22 protein-coding genes are annotated in these 26250 nt (G+C 57.7%); 14 read left to right on the forward strand and 8 right to left on the reverse strand.

All coding sequences use genetic code 11. From position 1 onward, the window contains the following. The first annotated feature begins 216 nt into the window (after positions 1-216). On the forward strand, positions 217-1413 hold the full coding sequence (locus G5171_RS15570) for an NnrS family protein (RefSeq protein WP_421260400.1): 1197 nt from the start codon (positions 217-219) through the stop codon (positions 1411-1413). Positions 1414-1421: 8 nt separating this feature from the next. Here G5171_RS15570 and G5171_RS15575 read toward each other — a convergent pair whose 3' ends face one another. Further along, positions 1422-1991, reverse strand: a complete 570-nt coding sequence (locus G5171_RS15575) for a helix-turn-helix domain-containing protein (RefSeq protein WP_421260401.1) — start codon at positions 1989-1991, stop codon at positions 1422-1424. A 121-nt stretch (positions 1992-2112) separates the two neighbouring features. On the opposite strand from G5171_RS15575, the gene G5171_RS15580 reads away from it, so the two are divergent. Next, positions 2113-3288, forward strand: a complete 1176-nt coding sequence (locus G5171_RS15580; RefSeq protein ID WP_421260402.1) for a benzoate/H(+) symporter BenE family transporter — start codon at positions 2113-2115, stop codon at positions 3286-3288. A gap of 120 nt (positions 3289-3408) precedes the next feature. After that, positions 3409-4479: a DUF3103 family protein gene (locus G5171_RS15585; RefSeq protein ID WP_421260403.1), complete on the forward strand. Its 1071-nt coding sequence runs from the start codon at positions 3409-3411 to the stop codon at positions 4477-4479. Positions 4480-4535: 56 nt separating this feature from the next. On the opposite strand, the gene metF is transcribed toward G5171_RS15585, so the two are convergent. After that, a complete protein-coding gene (gene metF, locus G5171_RS15590) occupies positions 4536-5432 on the reverse strand; it encodes a methylenetetrahydrofolate reductase (protein WP_321150632.1) in 897 nt (298 codons plus the stop codon). A 329-nt stretch (positions 5433-5761) separates the two neighbouring features. On the opposite strand from metF, the gene G5171_RS15595 reads away from it, so the two are divergent. Beyond that, positions 5762-6562: a GNAT family N-acetyltransferase gene (locus tag G5171_RS15595; RefSeq protein ID WP_421251055.1), complete on the forward strand. Its 801-nt coding sequence runs from the start codon at positions 5762-5764 to the stop codon at positions 6560-6562. 79 nt (positions 6563-6641) lie between these two features. Here the strand turns inward: G5171_RS15595 and G5171_RS15600 are convergent, their stop codons facing one another. The 5 genes from G5171_RS15600 to uvrA all read right to left on the reverse strand — a co-directional run bounded on the left by G5171_RS15600 (position 6642) and on the right by uvrA (position 15981). After that, on the reverse strand, positions 6642-8093 hold the full coding sequence (locus tag G5171_RS15600) for an ABC transporter substrate-binding protein (RefSeq protein ID WP_421251056.1): 1452 nt from the start codon (positions 8091-8093) through the stop codon (positions 6642-6644). Between the two features lie 8 nt (positions 8094-8101). Beyond that, a complete protein-coding gene (locus G5171_RS15605; protein WP_421260404.1) occupies positions 8102-10081 on the reverse strand; it encodes a HAMP domain-containing methyl-accepting chemotaxis protein in 1980 nt (659 codons plus the stop codon). A 222-nt stretch (positions 10082-10303) separates the two neighbouring features. Continuing rightward, positions 10304-10900, reverse strand: coding sequence for an OmpW family outer membrane protein (locus tag G5171_RS15610; protein WP_005340187.1), 597 nt, complete (start codon positions 10898-10900; stop codon positions 10304-10306). A 458-nt stretch (positions 10901-11358) separates the two neighbouring features. Beyond that, a complete protein-coding gene (locus G5171_RS15615) occupies positions 11359-13032 on the reverse strand; it encodes a diguanylate cyclase (protein WP_421260405.1) in 1674 nt (557 codons plus the stop codon). 120 nt (positions 13033-13152) lie between these two features. Then, positions 13153-15981 (reverse strand): excinuclease ABC subunit UvrA, encoded by a 2829-nt coding sequence (gene uvrA, locus G5171_RS15620; protein WP_421260406.1) that lies wholly within the window; start codon positions 15979-15981, stop codon positions 13153-13155. A 370-nt stretch (positions 15982-16351) separates the two neighbouring features. Here uvrA and G5171_RS15625 point away from each other — a divergent pair, with 370 nt between their 5' ends. Both G5171_RS15625 and G5171_RS15630 read left to right on the forward strand, forming a co-directional pair. Next, complete coding sequence (locus G5171_RS15625; RefSeq protein ID WP_005341559.1) at positions 16352-16930, forward strand: single-stranded DNA-binding protein; 579 nt, start codon at positions 16352-16354, stop codon at positions 16928-16930. Between the two features lie 148 nt (positions 16931-17078). Further along, positions 17079-17822 carry a substrate-binding periplasmic protein gene (locus G5171_RS15630; protein WP_421260407.1) on the forward strand — a complete coding sequence of 248 codons (744 nt, stop codon included), beginning with the start codon at positions 17079-17081 and terminating at the stop codon, positions 17820-17822. A gap of 73 nt (positions 17823-17895) precedes the next feature. Here G5171_RS15630 and G5171_RS15635 read toward each other — a convergent pair whose 3' ends face one another. Next, positions 17896-18021, reverse strand: coding sequence for a hypothetical protein (locus tag G5171_RS15635; protein WP_019445191.1), 126 nt, complete (start codon positions 18019-18021; stop codon positions 17896-17898). Between the two features lie 460 nt (positions 18022-18481). Between G5171_RS15635 and G5171_RS15640 the strand changes: the two genes are divergently transcribed. The 8 genes from G5171_RS15640 to G5171_RS15675 all read left to right on the forward strand — a co-directional run bounded on the left by G5171_RS15640 (position 18482) and on the right by G5171_RS15675 (position 26169). Continuing rightward, positions 18482-19384, forward strand: coding sequence for a cation diffusion facilitator family transporter (locus G5171_RS15640; RefSeq protein ID WP_421260408.1), 903 nt, complete (start codon positions 18482-18484; stop codon positions 19382-19384). A 146-nt stretch (positions 19385-19530) separates the two neighbouring features. Then, positions 19531-19815: a DUF3811 domain-containing protein gene (gene yjbD, locus G5171_RS15645; RefSeq protein ID WP_005340165.1), complete on the forward strand. Its 285-nt coding sequence runs from the start codon at positions 19531-19533 to the stop codon at positions 19813-19815. A gap of 593 nt (positions 19816-20408) precedes the next feature. Next, positions 20409-20621 carry a transcription antiterminator/RNA stability regulator CspE gene (gene cspE, locus G5171_RS15650; protein ID WP_005316548.1) on the forward strand — a complete coding sequence of 71 codons (213 nt, stop codon included), beginning with the start codon at positions 20409-20411 and terminating at the stop codon, positions 20619-20621. 309 nt (positions 20622-20930) lie between these two features. Further along, positions 20931-22289, forward strand: a complete 1359-nt coding sequence (locus tag G5171_RS15655; protein ID WP_421260409.1) for an NCS2 family permease — start codon at positions 20931-20933, stop codon at positions 22287-22289. 238 nt (positions 22290-22527) lie between these two features. Continuing rightward, the gene (gene dhaK, locus G5171_RS15660; RefSeq protein WP_421260410.1) at positions 22528-23598 is read left to right on the forward strand and encodes a dihydroxyacetone kinase subunit DhaK; all 1071 of its coding nucleotides are present in this window, start codon (positions 22528-22530) and stop codon (positions 23596-23598) included. Between the two features lie 15 nt (positions 23599-23613). After that, positions 23614-24243 (forward strand): dihydroxyacetone kinase subunit DhaL, encoded by a 630-nt coding sequence (gene dhaL / locus G5171_RS15665; protein ID WP_005341571.1) that lies wholly within the window; start codon positions 23614-23616, stop codon positions 24241-24243. A gap of 1 nt (position 24244) precedes the next feature. Next, positions 24245-24961: a dihydroxyacetone kinase phosphoryl donor subunit DhaM gene (gene dhaM / locus G5171_RS15670; RefSeq protein WP_421260411.1), complete on the forward strand. Its 717-nt coding sequence runs from the start codon at positions 24245-24247 to the stop codon at positions 24959-24961. Positions 24962-25086: 125 nt separating this feature from the next. After that, positions 25087-26169 (forward strand): glycerol dehydrogenase, encoded by a 1083-nt coding sequence (locus G5171_RS15675; RefSeq protein ID WP_042032199.1) that lies wholly within the window; start codon positions 25087-25089, stop codon positions 26167-26169. Positions 26170-26250 lie beyond the last annotated feature (81 nt).

The raw sequence follows: 26250 nt of genomic DNA on the forward strand, positions 1-26250 counted from the left end.
TGACTTTTGCTGTTCGTTAGCTCACAAAGCCACCAATCAGCATATTAAACCGGCGAAATCAGCTTACTGCAGGCACCTCAATAGCCAAATCAGGCTATCGGCCACGGTTTATCACAGCCCTCTCACTTCTTGCCCTTATCAGCATATCGGTTTTAATTGAACATTTGAAAAGCCAATTTATAATTGGCTTTTCAAATGTTCAATTAAGGTTTCGTCATGCATCAGATCCTGGATAGCCGTAAAGAGGAGAACATTGTTCCTCTGTTCCGCCTCGGGTTTCGGCCTTTCTTCCTGCTCGGCGCCTTGTTCTCAACATTGGCAATGCTGGGCTGGCTTGGGCAGCTCAATGGCTGGTTCGTCCTGCCGGGGATTGGCAATCCCATCTGGTGGCATGCTCACGAGATGTTGTTTGGCTTCGGAGCGGCAATTGTTGCAGGATTTCTGCTGACCGCAGTGCAAAACTGGACAGCTCACCCAGGGGTTAGAAGCTGGCCGCTTGTGCTGATCGTGGTGCTGTGGGCATTGCCGAGGGCATTGCTGCCCTGGTTGGGCGAGCACAATACCCTGCTGATGGCGGCAGATCTGCTCTGGCTGCCTCTTTGCGCCTGGTATCTGGCCAAACCGATTGTGGTCACCAGGCAGTGGCGCAACCTCTTCTTTGTGCCTCTGCTGGTCGTGCTGACACTGCTAAACGCCGCCAGCTGGCTGTGGCAGGCACAGTGGGCTGATATGGAACATCTGCTCATTACCACAGTGCTCTTGTTTACAACCCTGATCGCCGTGATGGGAGGACGAGTCATCCCCTTCTTTACCGCCAGGGCCACCGAGATGGAAAAAGCCGTCCCTATTCTCTGGCTGGAGCGCGCAGCTCTTGCCACGCTGTGGCTCACTCTGGTGAGCTGGCTGCTGCTGCCCACCCCATGGGCCACCAGCCTCTACCTGCTTCCTCTATATATAGTGGCGGCTGTTTTGCACTTGTGGCGCCAATTGCGCTGGCGACTGCCTTCCACTCTTGGCCAACCCCTCTTGTGGTCACTGCACCTCGCCTACCTGTTTATTCCTCTCGGCCTGCTCGCCCTTGGTGCTCTGGCTGCCGGCCTGCCCATCAGCCTGTCGCTGGCCAGCCACCTGCTCAGTGCCGGCTGCATGGGGACCATGATCCTGGGGATGATAGCCAGGGTCTCCCTTGGTCACAGTGGCCGGGCCTTGCAGGTAGGTCGCAGGATCCAGTACGCGTTCGCGCTGGTGATCATGGCGGCCCTGATCCGGGTCGTGATCCCGCTGCTTTGGCCGGCCTATACCTTGCACAGCGGGAACCTGAGCGGCCTGGCCTGGAGCCTGGCGTATGGCCTGTTTGTCTGGGTCTATGCTCCCATATTGACCAGCCCTCGGGCTGATGGGCGCCCAGGCTGACCCGGAGGTCAAGATCTGCTGGCCGGATAGTGGATCAGATTGTGGAAAATGGCAGGAGCCACACCCAGATTGCGATAGCCATGGGGGCGGTCGGCCGCAAAACGCACCGCCTCCCCCTGCGTCAAAGAGCGCCACTCCTCCTCCACCAGCACTTCCATCTGGCCGTTGATGACGATGACATGCTCGGTCACTCCGGGTTCATGGGGTTCTGATTCTCGCTGATAACCGGGCAACAGCGTCAACTCAAACAATTCGAAACCAAAGCGCCTCTCATAGGGGAAGAGAGGCGCAACCTGCATACCCTCTCCCGCCGGCTGCTGGCGAATAGCATCGGCGGTGCGGTAGAGCACCTCGTTCTGCGCAGCAGGCGCAGGCTCGATGAAACTGGAGAAGGAGACCCGAAATCCGGTCGCGATCTTCCACAAAGTGGCCACCGTCGGGCTCGATTCCCCTCGCTCAATCTGGCCCAGCATCGCCTTGCTGACACCAGTCTCCCGCGCCGCTACATCCAGACTCCAGCCCAGTTCGCTGCGTAACCCCTTCAGACGTTGGGCCAGATGCTGATTCATCTCTTGCATGACAGCCTCTTTGTTGCGCTTGCTTGAATCGCCTTGTGCGCTATAACGCACAGCGATATAGTCTGAAGCAATATTGTACGCAATAACGCACAAACCGCCACAACCCCACAAGGACGTCACCATGCCCTTTGCCCTTCCTCATCTGGTCGCCGGCTTCATCGCCGTGATGGTCGGTTATACCAGTTCGGTCATCCTGATCATTCAGGCAGCCACGGCAGCGGGGGCCGATGCTGCCCAGCTCACATCCTGGTTATGGACGCTGGGTATCGGCATGGGCATCAGCTGCATCAGCCTCTCCCTCTATTACCGCATCCCCGTCTTGACTGCCTGGTCGACCCCGGGGGCCGCCCTGCTCATCACCAGCCTGGGTAACTTCACCCTGGCCGAAGCCATCGGAGCCTTCATTATCTCTTCCATGCTGATCACCCTGTGCGGCATCAGCGGCTGGTTCGATCGGCTGATGCGCCATATCCCGGCCCAGCTGGCGGCAGCCATGCTGGCCGGGGTATTGCTCAAGTTCGGGCTGGATCTGTTCAAGGTCGCCCCGGCAGACCCCTTGCTGCTCGGCAGCCTGTTGTTGGCATTCCTGCTCGGCCGCCACCTCTGGCCACACTATACCATGGTACTGGTGCTGTCGGTCGGCATCCTCATCTGCCTGCTGAGAGGAGAGCTGCAGCTTGATACCATTCACTGGCAACTGGCCGGCCCGATCATGACCTGGCCAGAGTTTTCCCTTGGTGCCCTGTTTGGTATCGCTCTGCCACTGTTCATCGTCACCATGACCTCCCAGAACATGCCAGGCATTACCATTTTACGGGCCTACGGCTATCAGCCCGCCACCTCATCCCTCATCACCTGGACCGGCCTGACCGGTCTGCTGCTGGCTCCATTCGGCGGTTACGCCTTCAACCTGGCGGCCATCACCGCTGCCATCTGCATGGGGAAAGAGGTGGATCCGGATGCCAACCGGCGCTGGCCCGCGGCAGTGTGGGCTGGCTGCTTCTATCTGCTGACCGGCTGTTTCGGGGCCACGGTGGCGGCGCTGTTCACGGCCTTCCCGGCGACACTGGTGACCTGTGTCGCCGGGCTAGCCCTGCTCGGCACCATCGGCAGCAGCCTGCACACCGCATTGCAACACGACGATGCCCGTGAGGCCGCCCTGCTGACCTTCATCATCACGGCTTCCGGTATCAACCTGCTCGGCATCGCTGCCGCCTGCTGGGGACTGCTCATCGGCATGGGGCTCTATGGCATCCAAATTTATCGACAAAGGAATCAATTGGATCACAAACCGTGAACCATTCCACACTCTCCGTACAAAATAGTTCACAACTGAAACTAATTTTAATCTAGTGGCATCAGGCGGCATCTTCTTCCCAATTTGCCGCCTGTCAGGTTCATATAGCGGAGAATAATAATGAAAAGTCAGGCTGTCTTGTTATTGCTGGCCATACTGGGCGCCACGAGCGTCCAGGCTGCCGATACGGATCGGGAGCTGGCGCGCCAGCTCGCGCTACAACAGAAGAGTTTGCTGCCTCTGGTAAGCAATCCTCAGTACCAAAGCCCGCTGCCCGAGTTGTTGAAGAAAGCGCCCACCCGCCTTAAACGACAAGCAACCGATGCCAATCAGGCAGCGATCGCCCGACAAGGGCTCGACGGGGAAGTGAAGCAGCTGATGCAGCTGCGACTGGCCAACCCGGAACAGGCTGCCGCCTTGCAACAGGGAGTTGAACCACTGGTCGCTTATGTTCCGAGCGGTGATGAGAAGAGCTGGAGTGCCATCGAAGCGTTCGACAGCGCCGGTAATCCGGTCTATCTCGATGTCGACAAGGCACCGGCCCGACCTGTGCTCGTGGTCGAAGCCGATCCGGTGAAAGCCAAAAATGCCGGTCTGCAGGTGATGCGCAAGGCATTTGCCGCGGCCGATATGCAGGCTAACCCTCAATCCAAAGCCGCTTCCAGTACTGCACCGCTCAAAACCAGCATCCTGAAAAAGATCAGACTGAAAGATGATCAGGAGCCCTGGCTTCTCGGTGCTGCCGAGGTTTATGCCGTCGTCGCCGGGGTCAACCCTAGTCGGGATGAGCCCGTGGTCGATATCGTCGATATGCCCTACCTCGACTATGACAATACTGACTACACCCCCAACCAGATCCTGGTTTACTGGGATCGCTACCGTTGGGGTGCGGTTGATATCGTGATGATGGAGCAGGATGACAACGTCAACTACAAGGAGCTGGCCGATCTGCTGATTGAGGCGCTCAAGCTCGGCTTTACCGCTGGCGGAGTGCCGGAGGGCCTCCCCTTCCTCGATCTGGGTGGTCGTATCGTCAAGGCACTGCCCGACTCCTGGATGACCAACGACGATGACTATCTGGATACCTTCTACACCCTGGAGCAGGACCAGAGTTATTACCAGTATCCGGGAGCGGCAGGCAATGCGGTGATCGATCTCGAGCCGAAAGAGATCGCTCCAACCAGACCCTGACGGGTCGCCATAAAAAAGCCAATGAGCAACTCATTGGCTTTTTATCCCCCTGCATATTACGGCTGACCTTTCGGTCGCACCCCCAGGGTGTGGCAGATGGCATAGGTCAATTCGGATCGGTTCAGGGTATAAAAATGGAAATCTTTGACCCCCTCCTGACTAAGCACTCGCACCTGATCGATGGCGATGCTCGCCCCCACCAGATTACGAGTCATCTGATCGTTCTCCAGCCCTTCAAAACGCTGATGAATCCAACGCGGGATCTTCACGTTGGTAAAACCGGCAAACTTGGCCAGGGTCTGGTAGTTGGAAACCGGCAGGATACCCGGCACAATTTCGGCATCAATACCGATGGCGGCGCAGCGATCCCGAAAACGCAGATAGGTCTCCACATCGAAGAAGAACTGGGTAATGGCGCGGTTGGCACCGGCATCGATCTTGCGCTTGAGGTTGAGCAGGTCCGACTGGGCGCTCTTCGCCTCCGGGTGACCTTCCGGATAGGCGGCAACCGAGATATCAAAGTCAGCTTCAGCCTTGAGCAGGGCAACCAGATCGGTGGCATACATCTCGGGCTTCTCCAACCCCTGAGGCAGGTCACCACGCAGCGCCACAATATGGCGGATACCGCTGTTCCAGTAATCGCGGGCAATGGTACGCAGCTCGTCGCGGCTGGCATCGATACAGGTCAGGTGGGGCGCGGCAATCAGACCGGTGCGCTCCTTGATATCCTTGATCACCTTGTGAGTACGATCCCGGGTACCCGAATTGGCGCCGTAGGTCACGGAGACAAACTTGGGTTCCAGCACTTTCAGTCGCTCAATGGACTGCCAGAGCGTGTTTTCCATCCCTTCACTGTTGGGCGGGAAAAACTCGAAACTGACCGATATATCGCCATTCAAATCTGCCAGACTCTGGTTGAGCGCTTCAACCTGACGTGCACTGTGAAATCCCATCTGCTCTTCTCCCTGTCCTGCAATCCATCTGTCTACGTCAAAACGGATGTTTGGACGTCTAAACGTCTTTATATTTATGAGCAAAACGGGACAAAGTCAACAGGGAATTACCTCACATCCGATCTGACGAACTTCATATTTATAAAATTAACGGTACGTAACCGAACAGTGCCCATCCCAAAATCGCACCAGTCGAGTTATGATGAGGGCAGATCGTCCTGGACGTTCTGAATCTGCGTGTGATTGTTTGGCCGGAGGCTTCTCCGGCCCCTTTTCATCTATTTCCCACTCCTGCCGATAACAGAATGAGTCTTTGCAGGAGCATCATCATGGATACCCACCCCGGCTTTGCCACCGACTTGCTGTTCGATCGCTATCAAGGCGAGGTCGTTCAGCACGATCAGTTCTGGGCGGTTCGCACACCGGATGCTCCCGATTACTACTTCGGCAACTACCTGCTGCTCCCCACCCCACCCAGCGACCGTGACAAAGGCTGGCTGGAAGCCGCATTCGATCAGTTGATCGGCCAGGATCCTCGAGTGCGCCACCGCACCTTCCAATGGCCACTGGCGGCCGGACAAAACAGCCGGATCGCCGGTTTTGTCGCAACGGGATACCAATATATGGAGTGTGTGGTGCTGGCACTGGATGAACAGAGTTGCCCACCTCCTCACGGCGACATGAACAAGGTTGAGGCACGTACCTTCACCACTGCTGATTGGCCTGAGTGGCTCGACTTCGAACTCCATGAACGGGATGAGGGACACTCGGAACAGAGCTATCTTCCCTATCTGCGATCCCGCCAGGCGCTCTATCAGGCCATGATTGCCGATGGTCTCGGGGACTGGTGGGGGATCTGGCAAGAGGGGCAACTGGTCGCCAGCTGCGGCCTCTTCTTTTGCGGCACACTGGGGCGCTTCCAGTTGGTGCGCACTCACCAGGCGTGGCGAAACCAGGGGTTATGCCGCCAGTTACTGAGTCAAGTGGCTCGCGCTGGATTGTCGCGCGCCAAACAGCTGATCATAGTGGCCGACGAGCACTACCATGCCCAGCGCATTTACCGCTCTCTGGGATTTGCCCCGGTTGCCCGCATCGGCAGCCTCTGCCGCTGGCCACACGACACACAATAAAGCGATTAGCTCTGGCCGCAAACCATCAATAAAAACGGGAGGCTGATGCCTCCCGCTTGTCATTTATGCTGATGAGTTATTACTGCGAAGCTTCCAGCTCGTTCGAGAGTGCCTGCTCCACCTCATCAGACTGCGCCGGTAATGGTGCAGCGGCCGCAGATGCGGGCTCTGCGGGTGCCACCACTGCAGGCGTTTCACTGGTCGCTGGGGCTGCGGACACCTCAGTCGCCGGCGCTGAAGCCGAAGCAGGGGCAGGGACAACCGCATCACACTGACAATCCGCGCTCTTGGCCTTGTTGCCCTGATGAGGGGCATACCAGCTCTTCAAGCCACTTTCCAGTCGATCCGCGGCAGCCTTGGGCTCCATCTTGCCGAGCAACACAGCCTGACTCACCTCGGCCAGCTCATCCCCCAACTTGGGCGTACCACGGGAGAGGATCTGAGTCGCCACCCGAATGGTCGAGTCACACTGATCCCGCCACTCCATCATCTCTTTAGCCGCCGGATTGGTGACATCGAAGAAGTGGTTGGAGAGGGAAAAGAATCCCGGCAACGAATTGGTATAGAGCTCGGCAAATTGCGGCGTCGTCAGCCACTGCAGGAAAGCCATCGCCCCCTCTTTGTTCTTGCTGGCCGGATTCATCCCCATACCGATATCGGTGTGGTCGGTAAAGAAACAGCCATCCCCCTGTTTGGCCACCGGCGGGCGCATGACGCCAAAATCGACCTTGCCGGTGAAGGGGGTAATCTCCCAGGATCCTGCAACATAGAAAGCGGCCTTGCCGGAGGTAAACAGTTCGTTGCTGGTCGCATAATCGCGGCTCTCGGCCCCCTCGCCAAGGTAGGAACGCCAGCGGGCCAGCTCATCGAACACCTTCACATATTGCGGGTTATCCAACCGCTCCTGCCCGCCGATCAGAGCCAGACGGCCGTCCTCTCCCTTCCAGTAGTTGGGGCCAATATTCTGGAAGCCAAGCTCTGAGGCAACCCAACTCTCGGCACCGCTCATGGCCAACGGCACATAGCGCCCATCAGCCTTGATCTTGTCCAGCACGGCAAAGAACTGATCGCGGGTTTGCGGCAATGTCAGCCCCAACTCACTGAAGATCTTCTTGTTATAGAAGAAGCCATGGATAACCGACGCCATGGGTACACAGAAGGTCTGGGCACCGGAATCGGTCTGCCAGGGTGACTGGGCAAAACTCGGGAAGTTCTCCATCCCCGCCATCTCGGTCAGCTCGGCCAGATGTCCCGCCTTGAACAAGGCAAGCGAGTCATCAAACGGACGACAGGTAATGAGATCCCCCGCCTTGCCCCCTTTCAGGCTCTCCCACAGAGTGGGCATGTAGTTGACGTTCTGCACCGGATGAAAACTCACCTTTATGCCGGGATGCGCCGCTTCAAACGCCGGGATAATCTTCTGCTCCCACAACGCCTTGTCATCGGTTCGCCAGCTTTCAATCACCAGCTCGCTGGCCATCAGCTGGCCACACAACAGGAGACTCAGGGCTCCAATCCACTTTTTAGACATAAGCCCTCCTAGACCTTGAAATGTGAGATCAATTGCTGCTGTTTGGCGACCAGGTCGGCCAGCACTTCACTGCTGCTGGCGGATTCGCGCGCCTCCCGCTCCGTTTCGTATGCCACATCGGCAATACCGGCGATATGACGAGCGACCCCCTGACTGACGGAGATCTGCTCCTGAGCGGCATGGGCCACCTGATCAGCCATCGACTTGATGGCACTCATCCGATCGGCAATCGATTGCAGCGCAACATCCATCTCGCGAGTCTGCTCGACACAGCTCTGGGTCTGCTCTTGGCTGCGCCCCATCACTTCAACCACATGCTTGCTGGAGCTTTGCAGGTTCTCAATCATCCCCTGGATCTCTTCGGTCGAGGTCTGGGTGCGATTGGCCAGCGCCCGCACTTCATCGGCCACCACCGCGAAACCGCGGCCAGCATCGCCAGCACGGGCGGCTTCGATGGCGGCGTTCAAGGCCAGCAGGTTGGTTTGCTCGGCAATACTGCGGATCACATCGAGAATGCTGCCGATATTGTTACTGAATTCCCCAAGTTTGTAGGTGATGCCGACAGCCTCCTCCATGGCACCAGCCAGCTGCTCGGTGATCCGGCGAGTGATGGCCACTTTCTGGCGACCATTGCGCGCCTCTTCGTCAGCCAGATCCACTTCCCGCTTGGTGCCATCGGTAGAGCGGGCCACCTCGGTCGCACTCACTTCCAACTCGGTAATGGCGGCGGCTACCTGATCGGTCTGGCTCTTCTGCTCCTGCACCCGGGACATGGCCCGTTCGCTGATCTCGGCAGCGCGACTCGCCTCGTCCACCAGATGGCGGGAGCCCGCATTGATTTGGGAGAGCAGCTCGCCAGTCTTGCCCGCCAGCGTATCAATGGAGCGAGAGAGGCTGCCAAATTCGCAACTGCTGCGGTAGTTGATGCGCCGTGTCATGTCGCCGGCCGCCATGTAATCGAGCTCCTTGTTGATCATCTGCAACGGACGCTGAATGCTGCGTGCCGTGGTATAGCCGATCACCAGTGCGGCAGCAGCCGACATCGCGGCAACCACCAGGATCCAGAAGCTGGCACTGCTGACCGCCTCATCCGCATTGACACGGCTCTCGCTGGCGATGGCTCCGGCAGACTTGCCCATCTCATCGAGCAAATTGAGGCTGTTGACCAGACTGGCATCCAGCTGTTGATTCTGAGTAGCCAACGACAGCTCCAGTTGTTGGGCCTGACGCATGGTCGCCAGCAAGCCCTGAGCGCCGAGCGCCAGCTCCTGCATCCGATCCAGGTTGGAGACAAAGCGCGCTTTCACATCATCGGGCACCAGTACACGCTCCAGACGCTTGCGGGCCATCTCGATATCCTTGCTAAGCACCTTTTCCAGCTCGTTCAGGTCGGTTTTGGCATCGGCACGGCGGATATTCTTCAGATCGCGGGCGATCCCTGAGGTAATGAGTTCCGCCTTGTTGCGCATGGAACGCTTGCTGGCCGTCTGTTGCAACAGCAGATCAGCCGCCCACTGGTAGGTATCCTCAAGGCGGATAAATTCCATCTCCAGCTTGTGGCGCTGATCCAGTGCACTGACCCACTGCCTATGCTGGGCCAACACCTGATCCGCCAAGCCATAGAATTGGGTGGTGGCACTCTCGACCTGCTGGAAACGGGCTCGGGCATCCGCTACGCCGGTAAATTTACCCATCTCCTGACTCAGCTGGGCAAAGCGGTTCTGCTGCTCCTTGAACTGATTGGCCAACTGCGGCAACTGGGCGGCATCTTCACTGGTACGGTAGACCAGCACCCAGCGGTTACTATCCTGCAGTGCCCCCTTGAGGCCTGCGACAGCGACTACCAGCGGGGTTGCACGGTCAGATACGGCAGAGAGACCGTCATTTATACCCTTGATTTTAAAGGTACTGATCACTCCAAGCAGGATCAGCAACAGCAGCATCAACACAAATCCGGCGATGATCCGCTGTACGATAGATAAACCCATGGAGACATCCTCACTCATTGGGGGAAGGTAAAGTGAACATAGTCACTATCGGCAGGGGTGGCGAATAACTGAAATAAAGCGGCAGGTATTTAATTGATTTGTATCGGGTTGGATCACAGTACAGACAAAATCAGCCATACGAAAAAAGCCCGGCACAAGCCGGGCTGAAAGAGACGTACTTTGCTATCTTCCGCGGTCCGTTCAGAACCGCAGTCAGAATCATTAGAAGCGGTAGCCAACACCCACCATAAAGGCCATCGGGTCGACCTTGGTATTAATGGTGCCAATCGCTGTATGGACATCGGTATCGATATCCATGATCCAAGCTGAACCGTTGACAAACCAGCGGTCAGTGATCGCCATATCGATACCAACTTGTCCGGCAACACCCCAGGAGTCATCGACTTTGACATCGGTTCCTGACAGTGCACCACGACCCTCTTCATCAAAGAAGGTGGTGTAGTTCACGCCAATACCGACATACGGGCGAACCTTGCTCTGGGCATCGCCAAAATAGTACTGACCCATCAGAGTCGGCGGCAGATGCTTGATCTTGGCCACTTCAGCGCCACCCAGTTTGACTGAATGAGAGAAAGGGGTTGCAGCCAGCAACTCGACACCCCAGTTATCAGTAATCATGTAAGAGAGAGTCAATCCCAATTGCATGTTGTCATTAATTTCCAGCTCTACAGGCGTGCTGCTTTCCTGCGGCGATACAAATGCCAAACCACCACGAACCAGAATATCACCAGCCTGATGGGCCATGGCGAAAGGAGAGGTCACTGCAGCGGCAATCATCAGAGGAAGTAATTTTTTCATCACGTAATCCCTTTTTTTGTTTTCATTTGATGCTGTAAGCCCGCTGACTATATGCCCTTGTAAATGCAAAGTTATTGACTTGGAGCAAAGGTTGCACAGAAATAAATCGATTGGTGTGACATCTTTGCGCGCCATCTCAATCTCGTTGAGCCCCCAGACAACAAGCTGAAATACCTGTTTCGACAGGTTGTAACTACCCGCATTCAGCGCCAAAAGGAGCAAACAAACCACATCTTATTGCACGGCAGTGCGGCGATTAATTGTTGTTTATATGGGTAAATCAGCGTATTTTTTGCGCCATGCAAGTTACTGGGAAGTAATGGTTTATTTATGAAAAATGAGTCGAAATGGCAAAAGGTGGGGGCCTTTCTCGCGGCCGTGTGGGGAATCGGATCCTTTCTCTTTATCCTGCTCGGTTTTATTGTCGCCCTGGCCTATCTGGTATTGGTACGGCAGGGTTAATCCGGATTGACAGAGTGCAGCAGGGTGATATGCCCCCCTTCGGCAAGCTGTTCCGGAGTCTGGCCCATTCCCTCCGCAGAGAGGCTACCAGCGTAGCCACACCACCGATTGCGCCCACAGACTTTGGCCTGATACAGCGCCATGTCCGCCAGTTTGAAGCTATGGCTCCAGAATGAATCCGGGCACTCCGGGTGCAACGGATAGCGGCAGAACCCCAGCGACACCGTCAACCAGAGTGGCGCATCCTCTCTGCCAAAGCGGTGCCGAGCGACACGCTGGCGCAGATATTCGACCCGCAGCGCCAACTCTTGCTCGTCATCCACCTGCAACAGCAACAAGAACTCCTCCCCGCCCAGCCGGATGATAGGCTCGCGCTCTCCTGTCACCACCTTGCGCAGCAGATCCGCCAACTGTTTCAGCACCAGATCCCCGATGTCATGGCCAAGGCGGTCATTGATCCGCTTGAAATGATCCAGATCCAGCAGCAATAACAGACAAGGTTTGGCCCGGTTGGCCTGCAACCAACCATCGAGATAGCGACGATTGAAGCAACGGGTCAAGGGATCGGTGAATGCAGCCATCTCCATCTGGCTGGATTTTTCCAACAAATCATCATGTTGCTGACTAACCTTGCTGGCCATCTCCCTGAACTTGCCGCTCAGGGTCGCCATCTCTGCGCTGCTGTCGATATAGGGGATCAAGGTGGCATCTGGCCGATCGCCAAAGCGTTGCAGCGCCGACACCAGCTGCTGCAACGGGGTAAGCACAATGCTATTGAGCCGATACATGGCGATCATGACGCAGATAAAACTGATAAACAGCATGCCGATAAAGGTCCAGAGCGCCCCCTCCATGACGCCACTCAAAATCTTTCTCTCCTCCTCAATCACCAGAGTCAGCACCGGCAGGTTATCGCTGTTGAGCAGTCGCACCTCTCCCCTAAGCCGAGTGAGCCCAAGGTCAATCAGGCGATACGTTATTTGCGGTTTCAGTGGCTTGAAGGTAGCGGAGACATCCAGATTGGCGTGGGAAATCGCCAGTGGCAGAGCGGTACGCTCAGATACTTGCTCGAGGTAAGCCTTGTCGAGCCAACGTACAACCAGCAAGAAACCGTTGAACGGGGCCGACTCATCACTGTTTCTGATCGGCTGCCATGAGTACATCAGCGGCCCCCACTGGGAGGCCCGGATCCCATGCAGATTAATCCCCCCTTGTGCAGCCGAGCGCTCCCTTAACTGCTTTTTCAGTTCATCCAGGAAGTAGGGGAACTGATCCGGGTTGATCCCCGGCGCATCAGGCAGCAGAGTGCGCGTCCAGACCTCGTAACCAGTGAGGTCAATGAAACTCATCAGATTAAGGCGAAAGTCCTGCATTGGCATATCACTAAGCAGATTGGATTCGATATATGTCCTGCTTTTGTTGCCCATAAAGCGGTGACTGTCATCCCAGATGCCCCAATCACGACTGAATGCGTCCAGAGCGGCCACATCCGCCTGCACCGCCTTGGTCACGCGCAGCAGATGTTCCTTCATTCGCTGCTCTTCAATCCGGCTGGCTGCCGGGATCTGGGCCCACGCCAGCAGGACCAGCAATAGCAGGATAGCCCCCAGCCAGATAGGGAGCATGGAGTAAGCCAACTGATGATCAATCGTGTGCGGAGCCTGAGCCATAACCCGATATATCCATTACCATGACGCTGAGATGCCAAGCCTGCCCCACTTGACGCGCTTCTCCTCATGCTCCCGATTTTTATAACAAAAAGGGGCCAAAGGCCCCTCGATTATAACGGCTTATCGCGCCAATAGTGGCCGCAAAAAACGAGCTGTATGAGACTCTTTATTGATGCAAATCTCCTCCGGCGTCCCCGTCACCAGAATGCGACCACCACCTGCCCCTCCCTCCGGTCCCAAATCGACGATCCAGTCGGCAGTTTTTACCACATCAAGGTTGTGCTCGATGATGACGATGGTGTTACCGCGATCCCGCAGCTGGTGCAGCACCTTGAGCAATTGCTGGATATCGTGGAAGTGCAACCCGGTGGTCGGCTCGTCCAGGATGTAGAGAGTCTGACCGGTATCACGCTTGGAGAGCTCGCGCGCCAGCTTGACCCGCTGCGCCTCGCCGCCCGACAGGGTGGTGGCCGACTGGCCGAGCCGGATATAGGAGAGGCCCACATCCATCAGGGTCTGCAGCTTGCGTGCCACGGACGGCACCGGATCGAAGAACTCGCGAGCATCTTCCACCGTCATCTCGAGGATTTCGTGGATGTTCTTGCCCTTGTATTTCACCTCCAGGGTCTCGCGGTTGTAGCGCTTGCCTTTGCAGACATCGCACGGTACGTAGACATCCGGCAGGAAGTGCATCTCTACCTTGATGACCCCATCCCCCTGACACGCCTCGCAGCGGCCCCCCTTCACGTTGAAGGAGAAGCGGCCCGGCTGGTAACCGCGCGATCGCGCCTCCTGGGTGCCGGAGAGCAGTTCACGGATCGGGGTAAACAGGCCGGTGTAGGTCGCTGGGTTGGAGCGCGGGGTTCGACCGATGGGGCTCTGGTCGATGTCCACCACCTTGTCCAGATGCTCCAACCCCTCCACGCTGCGATAAGGCGCTGGCGTGGATTCGGTCGCCTTGTTGAGCTCACGGTGAGCAATGCGGAACAGAGTGTCGTTGATCAGGGTCGACTTGCCGGAGCCGGAGACGCCGGTGACACAAGTCATCACCCCGATGGGCAGATCCAGGTTGACGTTGCGCAAGTTATTGCCGCTCGCCCCCTTGAGCTTCAGCCACTTGCCGGTAAGCGGAGTACGCTCGGCAGGAATGGCGATCTGCTTGCGGCCAGAGAGGTAGTCACCGGTCAGCGACTCGGGATTAGCAATGATCTCCTCCGGCGTGCCCTGGGCGACGATGGCCCCGCCGTGCACCCCGGCTCCCGGGCCGATGTCGAGCACATGGTCCGCGAGGCGGATGGCATCCTCGTCGTGCTCCACCACGATCACTGTGTTGCCGAGATCGCGCAGGTGAGTGAGGGTCTTGAGCAGCCGTTCATTGTCGCGTTGGTGCAGGCCGATTGAGGGCTCGTCCAGCACATACATGACACCTACCAGACCGGCACCGATCTGGCTGGCCAGCCGGATCCGCTGCGCCTCACCGCCGGAGAGGGTCTCAGCACTGCGCGACAGGCTCAGGTAGTTGAGGCCAACGTTCACCAGGAAGCCGAGCCGCTCGACGATCTCTTTGAGGATCTTCTCGGCGATCTGGGCGCGCTGGCCGGTCAGATTCAACCCCTCAAAAAAGGCCAGCGCATCACCGATGGACTGCTCGGCGATGGCCGGCAGGTTGCGGTTGCCGACGAAGACGTGGCGCGCCTCCTCCCGCAGCCGGCTGCCACCGCAGCTGGTACAGGATTTGTTGGCGATGTATTTGGAGAGCTCTTCACGCACCGAGTTGGACTCGGTTTCCCGGTAGCGCCGCTCCATGTTGTGCAGGATCCCCTCGAACGGGTGCTTGCGCACCACAACGTCGCCGCGATCGTTCATGTAACGGAACTCGATCTCGGTGCGACCGGAGCCGCGCAGGATCACCTCTTGGGTCTTGAGTGGCAGATCCTCCCACGGCGTTTCCAGATCGAACTTGTAGTGCTCGGAGAGGGATTTGAGCATCTGGAAGTAGTAGAAGCTGCGCTTGTCCCAACCACGGATGGCGCCGTTGGCCAAGCTGATAGCCGGATCGCCGATCACCTTGGCCGGATCGAAATATTGCTGCACCCCGAGGCCGTCGCAGGTCGGGCAGGCACCGGCCGGGTTGTTGAAGGAGAAGATACGCGGCTCCAGCTCCGACATGGAGTAGCCGCACTCCGGGCAGGCGAAGTTGGCGGAGAAGGTCATGGGGGCAACCCCCTCCTCCCCGTCCATCGGCACTACCAGTACGATGCCGCCGGAGAGGGTCAGTGCCGTTTCGAACGACTCGGCCAGACGCAGTGCCAGGTCGTCGCGCACCTTGAAGCGGTCCACCACCACCTCGATGGTGTGCTTCTTGTGCAGCTCCAGAGTCGGAGGATCGGAGAGATCGCACACCTCGCCGTCGATACGGGCACGGATGTAGCCCTGGACCGCCAGATTCTCCAGCAGCTTGGTGTGTTCCCCCTTGCGATCGCGCACTACCGGGGCAAGCAGCATCAGCTTGCTCCCCTCCGGTTGGGCCAGCACCTGATCCACCATCTGGCTGATGGTCTGGGCGGCGAGCGGAATGGCATGGGTCGGGCAGCGCGGCTCACCGACCCGGGCGAACAACAGACGCAGGTAGTCGTAGATTTCGGTAATGGTGCCGACGGTCGAGCGCGGATTGTGGGAAGTAGACTTCTGCTCGATAGAGATAGCGGGCGAAAGCCCCTCGATATGGTCGACGTCCGGCTTCTCCATCAGGGAGAGGAACTGGCGGGCATAGGCGGAGAGGGACTCCACATAGCGGCGCTGCCCCTCTGCATAGAGGGTATCGAACGCCAGGGAGGATTTGCCCGAACCGGAGAGGCCGGTGACCACGATCAGCTTGTCGCGGGGCAGGGTCAGATTGATGTTCTTGAGGTTGTGGGTGCGAGCACCCCGGACCACGATCTTTTCCATCTTGTTGCACGCTCGATACGGAAACCTGAGCGGGTCAGTATGGCATAGAGACTACTGGATGAATAGACAGGCATTATCTATCGCCGTTATCCTTTTTTACGATGGATAGACCGTTCGTCACACCCTGACCAAGGCGGCGAGTTTGCCCACAATCCACACCAGCAAGCGCTCGCCCGCAGAGTGATCAACTGTTACTATTGGGGGCTAAACCTGAATCAGAACACGCGAAACGAGCACTCTGATTGCTGCAACGGTTATAGAAAAACCATGCTGTTCAATATGATAACGACATGGTCATGAAAAAAGCGCGGTAACTTATTTAGTGGGTCCAGGCCTTGCCTGACCGGAATATAAAGGTGGAAGAGAGATTATGGCCAGTCGAGGCATCAATAAAGTCATTCTGATCGGTAACCTCGGGCAAGACCCGGAAGTACGCTACATGCCGAGTGGCGGTGCTGTGACCAACATTACTCTGGCCACCTCTGAAACCTGGCGCGACAAGCAGACCGGTGAGCAGAAAGAGCGCACCGAGTGGCACCGCGTCGTCTTCATGGGCAAGCTGGCCGAAGTGGCTGGCGAGTACCTGAAGAAAGGCTCACAGGTCTATGTCGAAGGCAAACTGCAGACCCGCAAGTGGCAGGATCAGAGTGGCCAGGAGCGCTATACCACTGAAGTGCTGGTCGACAGCTTCACCGGCGTCATGCAGATGCTAGGTGGCCGTCCGCAAGGCGGTCAGGGCATGGGCCAGAACATGGGTGGCCAGCAAGGTGGCTGGGGTCAACCGCAGCAAGCCATGCAGCAGCCGATGAACCAGCCGCGCCCTGCGCCGGCTCCGCAGCAAAACATGCAACAGCAAGGTGGTTATAGCCGCCCGGCCCAGCAGCCGCAATCCGCGCCACCGGTCTATAACGAGCCGCCGATGGATTTCGACGACGACATTCCATTCTAAAAAGAACATGACAAAAAAGACCCTGTCAAATCAGGGTCTTTTTATTGGAACAAAGCCACCTGCTCAACTCAAGAGAGGTATAACTTTTAGCGGCCACCCATTTTACAGTGGCAGATATCCTCAACAGGAGCACTTTGTGAGAGGTGCGATGAAGCCTATTACCCTGTTCGTCCTGCTGCTGGCGAGTATGCTCTCCGGAACATTGCTGGCGCAACCACTCAAAGTAGGGGTCAGCTTTGCGATCCCGCCTTATGTGATCGAACAAAATACCCGTGGTATAGAGCTGGACTTGCTGAAAGAAGCATTTGCCGGGAGTGGCTATGAACCCAGTTTTGAGTTTTTGCCACTGGAACGCACTTTCCGCCTGTTCGAGTCAGGCAAGCTGGACGCCATCATCAACGTCCGACCAGGCATGGTTGATCCTCTCTTTCTTACACGCCCCGTCATTACTTTCCATAACCGGATTTTCACCCTGCGCAGCAGCCAGGTCAGCACACTGGACCAGCTCTCCACCATGAGGGTCACCGCATTTCAGCGGGCAAGGATCATTTTGGGAGAAACCTTCGCCAACATGGTTAATCAGAATCCTCACTACGAGGAAGTAGCCAAACAACAGGTACAGGTTCATCAACTGCTGCGCGGTAGAGTCGATGCCATTGTGTTGGAAGAGCGGGTGTTCTACTACTATCTGGATCAGCTTGTTGCCTCGGGTCAGAGTGGCGAAAAATATGACCGCGATCAGATAAGACAGCTGGATCTCTTCTCACCAACGGTTTATCACTTTGCCTTTCGCGCGGCAGATGCCCGCAACCTGTTTAATCGAGAGCTTGAGAAGATGCACAGTGATGGTCGCTATCGGCAAATTTTTGCGGCATATGGCGCTATACCTTGAACCACAAACAAAAAAGCCAGCCGGTAAGGGCTGGCTTTGTACTGGCTCCGGAGGAACAACAGTAGGAGGAGCGTTACTTCATTGCGCTGCCGTTTTTCAGTTCTGCTTTCTGACGTTTGGCTTCGCGTTTCTCTTTCAGTGACATCTGCGGTTTTTTCTTGGCATCTTTGCCGTTGTGATGTTCTTTGTTACTCATCATCAAACTCCAAAAATGTTACCCAGACAGTTGGTTCCCAAGGGAGCCAGCATGCCATCCGAATTATCGACTTCAGTACGCTTGGCGCGATGGTGCAAGACCATCACCAGACCCAGCATACCCCCCAGTGGCATCCGGATCCAGTCTCATGGTCGGCCAAAAAATGCAGTGAGCTACTCCTGAGTGCCGAATCCAAACAACCTCGACAGGAAAGACCAAAAAAGAGTAATTCGCATTATTAAATGTTGTCATTCTTATATTAAGGCATCGCCTCCGAGATATTTTCACGGATAAATATAAATCCCTCTTGTTATTTATTGTCATTCAAGTGACCACCGTTTTAATAAGCATTCGCAATATCACTGGAAACATCAAGTTACAACTCTGAATAGCGTTATTTGCTGTCAGGCCGATATAATGCCCACCGCACCGAAATATCCTTTTATATGCAGGAAGCTGTGACATGAACAGAAAAACCAGGGCAGCCATGGTGTCGGTCTGCTCCAATATCAGCCTGATCACCATGAAAGTGGTGGCCGGTTTCGCCAGCGGCTCGGTCAGTATCATCTCGGAGGCGATCCACTCCGCCATGGATCTGGTGGCGGCCCTGATCGCCCTGTTCGCGGTGAAAAAGTCTGATCTCCCGCCTGATGAACGGCACCCCTATGGCCACGACAAGATTGAAAATGTCTCCGGCGTCATCGAAGCACTGCTTATCTTGCTGGCCGCGGGCTGGATCATCTTCGAAGCCGTCGACAAGTTGATCACCCCCAGCCCCATTGAGAGCATTGGCTGGGGCATGCTGGTGATGGTGATCTCGGCGCTGGTCAACAGCGGCGTCTCGGCTTACCTCTACAAAGTGGCCCGAGAGGAGGAGTCGGTCGCCCTGGCAGCCGATGCGCTTCATCTCAAGGCGGACGTGCTCACCTCAGCTGGCGTGGCAGCCGGTCTTGGTGGTATCTGGCTGGCTGGCCTGTTTGGCCACTCCCTCGTCATCCTCGACCCGCTGGTCGCCATTGCGGTCGCCATCTTTATTGTCAAAGAGGCGATAAGTATGCTCAACGAGGCCTTCCAGCCGCTGATCGACCAGAGCATGAGCCCGGAAGAGCTGGTGATGACCAGCCACATCATCACCGAATGCTGCCCCGCCGCCAGCGGTTTTCACGACCTGCGCAGCCGTCGTGCCGGTCGCCGCCGCCATATCGACTTCCACCTCACGCTCCCCCCTGAGATGAGCATCAGCGAAGCCCACGATATCTGTGATCGCATCGAGCACGCCATCATGCAGCAGCTGCCCCACGCCATCGTGCTCATCCATGTCGAGCCGGAGGAGCAAGAGCTGCCCTCGCCGCTCGCCATAAACTGAAATGTGGCAAACAGGCGGGAAAGTAGCAGCGAAAGAACGGAAAGTTGGCACAAACCCGCATTTTTACTGCCGGAAAGCCGATTGCATAAGAAGTGATCGGCACAACTGTGTTAGGGTGTCTAACCACCCTGCCGCAGGAGCGCGCCGTGAAAAAGCTGGAAATGAAAGATCTGACCGAGGCCGAAAAGGCCGAGATAGCCTTGTTATTGCAAAAAGCACAAGCCAATGCAGACCACCAGCTGACCAACGGAGAGCGGAACAAGATCCGCGAAGAGGGTCGCCTGAAAATTGTGGCGGATCGCGCCGAAGCGGCAAAGGCAGCCTCCAAGCTGGCTCGCGAAAAAGCCAAAGAGCGCGCCAAGAATCAGGTACTGCCGGAAACCTTCAGCTGGATTGATTCGGTCAGCAACAAGTTTCGCAGCAAGCGCTGACCCCTTCTTGCAAAACGCCCGCAGGCACTTGGTGCCTGCGGGCGTTTGCATGTCTGGGCGATGCTCGATGATCCCGATTGGGCGCGGCCATTGATTTGCTTCTCAGTCGCTAATCGCAGCAGCTGAGAGGTGATTCACATTATGGGTTAGAGAGAACGCAAACTGACAATCCCCGTCTATCGCCATTTTTTCTTTTTTCTCATCTTTTTTGCCAGAACTGGCTACACAGTCAGGGGAAAAAAGCCGAATCTGACTTTCTACAGAATGGCATGTGTCTCGGATGCTTTTCCTATACCATTGAAATACATCATTTTTACTACGAAAAATGAGATTTCAGGCTGTTACAAAACATTAATATCGAGATAAAGTTTGCTTTAAAAATGAGAGCGTGTTTTAATCTTTCTCGATGGTTCGGCAGTTCAGACCTGATTATGTTAGGCAGTCATTTTAGTAAAGCAGTGATTAGTATAAGTGTTATCTTCGATAATTCTTATCAAATAATTCTCCTTCTTTAGTGCTCCCCATACGTATTGCTGACGAAAAATCAAAAATTGCCATCTAGATGGCATTCAACACTATTTAAGGAAATTATTATGTCTAACAAAATGACTGGTACCGTTAAGTTCTTCAACGCTGAGAAAGGTTTTGGTTTCATCTCCCCGGCTGACGGCAGCAAAGACGTGTTCGTACACTTCTCCGCTATCCAGTCCACCAGCTTCAAAACCCTGGACGAAGGTCAGCGCGTTGAGTTCACCATCGAGCAAGGCCAGAAAGGCCCGGCTGCTGCCAACGTAGTTGGTCTGTAATTCAAGCCGGAGCATGCTGCTGATGGCTCACGCCAACTGCTGACAGCTCTGCAAGAATTAAAAAAACCCGCTTCGGCGGGTTTTTTGTTGTTTCCCGCATTTTCCTCACTGCTCTCCCCTCCCTCCCACCGACCGTTTGATCCCAGCCTTACACGCTCTCACCGCTTGAGTCCGACACAGAGCTTCGAATGGACTCAAAGTGTAAAATAATGACGAAAAAGTCAGGTTATCCGCTGCATTTGCCGCGAATTCTTGCTATTTTGCGCGCCACTAACGCAAACGATTTCCTTCACACTTTCAGGATTAGTTATGGCAAAGCAAGATATGGCCGCCCAGTCAGGGAACGGCGGCTTTCTGGACTCTTTTTTTTCCATTTCTGCGCGCGGTAGTAGTGTGCGCCAGGAGCTGCTGGCCGGTTTGACCACCTTCCTGGCCATGGTCTACAGCATCATAGTGGTGCCGAACATGCTAGGTGCCGCCGGTTTTGAGCAGGGTCCCGTCTTCGTGGCCACCTGCTTGATCGCCGCCTTCGGCTCCCTGCTGATGGGTCTGTGGGCCAAGCTGCCGATGGCCATCGGTTGCGCCATCTCCCTCACCGCCTTTACCGCATTCAGTCTGGTTCTGGGTCAGGGGCTGAGCATTCCGGTCGCCCTGGGCGCCATCTTCCTGATGGGGGTGCTGTTTACCCTGATCAGCGTCACCGGTGTGCGCCAGTGGATCCTGGACAACCTCCCCTCCGGCATCGCCCACGGCACCGGCATCGGCATCGGTCTGTTCCTGCTGCTGATCGCCACCAACGGCGTCGGCATGGTGATCAAGAACGAAGGGGCCGGCATGCCAGTGCAATTGGGTGAGGTCACCTCTTTCCCGGTCATCATGACGGTACTGGGTCTGGCTGCCATCTTCGGTCTGGAACGTCGCAAAGTGCCGGGTGGCATCCTGATGGTGATTATCGCCATCTCCATCCTCGGCCTTATTTTCGACCCGAAAGTGACCTGGCAAGGCTTCTTCGCCATGCCGAGCCTGACCGGTGAGAAAGGCTCACTGGTAGGCAGCATGGATCTGCTGGGCGCCCTCAATCCAGTGGTGATCCCCACCGTCTTGGCGCTGGTAATGACCGCCGTGTTTGACGCCACCGGCACCATCCGTGCCGTGGCCGGTCAGGCGGGCCTCATCAACGAACGCGGTCACATTATCAATGGCGGCAAGGCCCTGACTGCCGACTCCGTCAGCAGCATGGTGGCTGGCGCGGTGGGAGGTGCTCCGGCTGCCGTCTACATCGAATCCGCCGCAGGTACTGCAGCAGGTGGCAAGACCGGCCTGACCGCTGCGCTGGTCGGCGTGCTGTTCCTGCTGATGATATTCCTCTCCCCGCTGAGCTATCTGGTACCGGCTTACGCCACCGCACCGGCCCTGATGTATGTCGGTCTGCTGATGCTGGGCAACGTCACCAAGCTGGACTTCAGCGACTCGGTCGATGCCCTCGCCGGCATGCTGTGCGCCGTCTTCATCGTACTGACCTGCAACATAGTCACCGGCATCATGCTGGGCTTCGTGGCGCTGGTCGTTGGCCGCATCTTCGCTGCCGAGTGGAAGAAGCTGAACATCGGCACCGTCATCATCGCCCTGGCGCTGGTGGTCTTCTATACAGGTGGCTGGGCCATCTAACCCGTCCGCATATTCCGGTTATAGCGAAGGGCCCTGCGGGGCCCTTTTTCATGGCTGTGAGGCCGCTAACAGTTTCCCGCCCGCTTGCCCCGCGTCGTTTCAGATTGAAACACCAATGCACCAAATCCTGTTTCAAATCCGAACCAAACAGGCCGTTATTTTTATCCCTTTTTCTGTCGTTAGACTGGCTCCATCAACCATTTGCCCACCCGTGCGGTGGCAAGCCAAGGAGTGAGCCATGAAGAAACTGATCAATGCCGTCGATGCCGTGGTCCGTGAACAACTGATGGGGATGGCGGCCGCCCACCCCGAGCTCAAGGTCCGTATCGAACCCCACTACATCACTCGCGCCGACTCCCCCGTGATGGGCAAGGTGGCGCTGGTCTCCGGCGGTGGCAGCGGCCACGAGCCGATGCACGGCGGTCTGGTGGGCAAGGGGATGCTGGATGGCGCCTGCCCCGGCGAGGTTTTTACCTCCCCCACCCCGGATCAGATGTACGAGTGCGGTCAGGCCGTTGATGGCGGCGCGGGCGTGCTGTTTCTGGTGAAGAACTACACCGGCGATGTGCTCAACTTCGAAACCGCGGTCGAGCTGCTACACGGCGATGGCGTCAAGGTCGGCTTCTCGCTGATCGATGACGACGTGGCGGTCAAAGACAGCCTCTATACCGCCGGTCGCCGTGGCGTTGCCACGACCGTTCTGTGCGAAAAACTGGTGGGGGCCGCTGCCGAAGCGGGCTATGACCTGACCCGCTGCGAGGCGCTGGCCCGCCGCATCAACAACCAGAGCCGCACCATCGGCGTTGCCACCCACGCCTGCACCGTGCCTGCTGCTGGCAAGCCCTCCTTCACCCTGGCGGACAACGAGATGGAGTTCGGCGTGGGCATTCACGGCGAGCCGGGCATCGAACGCCGCCCCTTCACCGACCTCAATACCCTGGTGGATGACATGTTCAAGGAGCTTGCTGACAACACCCCCTATGGCCGCACCCTGCGTCACTGGGACAGAGCCTCCGGCAGCTGGCAGGAAGAGCACACCTTTATCGAGCCGCTCAACAAGGGTGATCGGGTCATCGCACTGGTCAATAGCCTCGGCGGCACCCCCATCTCCGAGCTTTATGGCGTCTATGGTCGCCTCGCCACCCTGTGCGAAGAGGCGGGCATCCATCTGGTGCGCAACCTGATCGGCCCCTACTGCACCTCCCTCGACATGACCGGCATCTCCATCACCCTGCTCAAGGTGGATGACGAACTGATGACCCTGTGGGATGCCCCCGTTCACACCCCCGCCCTGCGTCGCGGCTGCTAAGGAGTGCCGATAGCCATGCTAAGCAAACACCAAATCGTCAACTGGCTGCTCGACTGCGAACACATCTTTACCGAGCAGCGTGACTACCTCACCGCGCTGGATACCGATATCGGCGACGGCGACCATGGCCTCAACATGCAGCGCGGCTTCGCCAAGGTGGCCGAGAAGCTGCCGGCAGTAGCGGACAAGGATATCGGGCAGGTACTGAAAACCACCGGCATGACATTGCTCTCCTCGGTCGGCGGCGCCAGCGGACCGCTCTACGGCACCTTCTTTATCCGGGCCGCGGCCAGCAGCGATGCCTGCCAGAGCCTGAGCCTCAGCCAGCTGTGCAAAATGCTGAGCGACGGGGTGGAGGGGATCGTCTCCCGCGGCCGCGCCGAGCCGGGCGACAAGACCATGTGCGATGCCTGGTGGCCGGCACTGGCCGCCCTGCAACAGGCGCAGCAGCAAGAGCTGCCCCTCAACGAAGCGCTGGACAAGGCGGTGGCAGCCGCCGCAGCCGGTACCGAGGCCACCATCCAGATGCAGGCCCGCAAGGGGCGCGCCAGCTATCTTGGCGAGCGCAGCATCGGCCATCAGGATGCCGGGGCCACCTCGACCCTGCTGCTACTGACCGCCCTGCGTGACAGAGCGAGGTTGTGACATGATCGGAATCGTAGTTGTCTCTCACAGCGCCCTGCTGGCGGCCGGATTGAAAGCGCTGGCCGACCAGCTCGGCAGCCCGGCCCGATTGCTGCTGGCGGCCGGGGTCGATGACCCCGACCACCCCATCGGCACCGATGCCATCGCGGTGATGAGTGCGATTGAAGAGGCGGATGACGGCAGCGGCGTGCTGGTGCTGATGGATTTGGGCAGCGCCCTCTTGAGCGCCGAGACCGCCCTCGAACTGCTGCCCCCGGAGCTGAGCGCCCGGGTACGGCTCTGCCCCGCCCCGCTGGTCGAGGGCACTCTGGCCGCCGTGGTGGCGGCCGGTTCCGGCCTGACACTGGATGAGGTGGCCGCCGAGGCGCTCGGCGCGCTGGGCCCGAAACAGGCGATGCTGCCAGCCAGCGCGGCGCAGGCCGCCACCGAGACAGCCCCCGTTGCCGACGACGGCTGGCTGCGCTGCGAGGTGGTGGTGGATAACCCCCACGGCCTGCATGTGCGCCCCGCCGCCCGACTGGTGGCCGCCCTCAAGCCCTTTGCCGCTGAACTCAAGCTACAAAAGGGGGATAAAGAGGCCAATCCCCGCAGCCTGACCCGGCTCGCCATGCTCAACGTGCGTCAGGGCGATGCGCTCACCCTGCTGGCGCGCGGGGAGGATGCCACCGCAGCATTGACCTGCTTCCAGCAGCTGGCCGACGACCGCTTCGGCGACTGACGCCACTGTTTCAAGGGGCTGCACTCGCTCGCTGAGCCAGTGCAGCTTCATTCAAGACGAAGGAGTCCCCGGCACTGCCGCCCCTTCGCCCCGATTCTTAATTCATAAAGAGAGAGGGATAGAATATGGACCGCATTATCATCAGCCCCAGCAAATACGTACAAGGCAACGGGGCCCTCGCCAATATCGGCAACTACGTCAAAGCGCTCGGCAGCAAGCCACTCATTCTGGCCGACGCCTTCGTCACCAAGCTGGTAGGCGATACCGTGGCCACCAGCTTCCACGGCGCCGGTATCAAGCCGGAGTTCGACTGCTTCAACGGCGAGTGCTCCCGCCCCGAGATCGACCGCCTGCTGGCCCGCTGCCAGCAGACCCCGTTTGACGTCATCATCGGCATCGGCGGCGGCAAGACGCTGGATACCGCCAAATCGGTCGCCTTCTATCAGAAGGTGCCGGTGGTCATAGTGCCCACCATCGCCTCCACCGATGCCCCCACCAGCGCGCTGGCGGTCATCTACACCCCGGAGGGGCAGTTCAGCGAATACCTGATGATCCCGACCAACCCCAACATGGTCATCATGGATACCGGCGTGGTCTCCCGCGCGCCGGTGCGGCTGTTGGTCTCCGGCATGGGGGATGCGCTCTCCACCTACTTCGAGGCGCGCGCCAACAAGGTTTCCGGTTGCCAGACCATGGCCGGTGGTGCCTCCACGCTGGCGGCGCAGGCCATCGCCGAGCTCTGCTACAAGACCCTGCTGGCCGATGGTTACAAGGCCAAGCTGGCGGTGGAGCAGGGGCTCTGCACCAAGGCGGTGGAGAACATCATCGAAGCCAACACCTATCTGAGCGGTATCGGCTTCGAGAGCAGCGGTCTGGCCGCAGCCCACGCCATCCACAACGGCCTGACCCAGCTGGCCGAGTGTCACCACCTCTATCACGGTGAGAAAGTGGCGTTCGGTACCCTGGTGCAGTTGGTGCTGGAGAACGCCCCGATGGCGGAGATCGAAACCGTACTGGGCTTCTGCCGCTCGGTGGGCCTGCCGACCAACCTGCATATGATGGGGGTCAAGGAGCTGGATATGGCTCGCCTGATGGAGGTGGCCAAAGCCTCCACCGCCGAGGGCGAGACCATCCACAATATGCCGTTCAAGGTCACTGCCGAGGATGTGCTGGCGGCCATCGTCACCGCCCACCAGCTGGGGCTGTAACCGCGCCACCGCTGACCTTGCCATATAAAAACGGCCCCGCAACTGCGGGGCCTTTTCGTTTTCTGCGGGCCGGTTCGCAAT

It is taken from the genome of Aeromonas sp. 600774 (assembly GCF_049175075.1).
GTDB classification, from domain to species: Bacteria; Pseudomonadota; Gammaproteobacteria; order Enterobacterales; family Aeromonadaceae; genus Aeromonas; species Aeromonas veronii_A.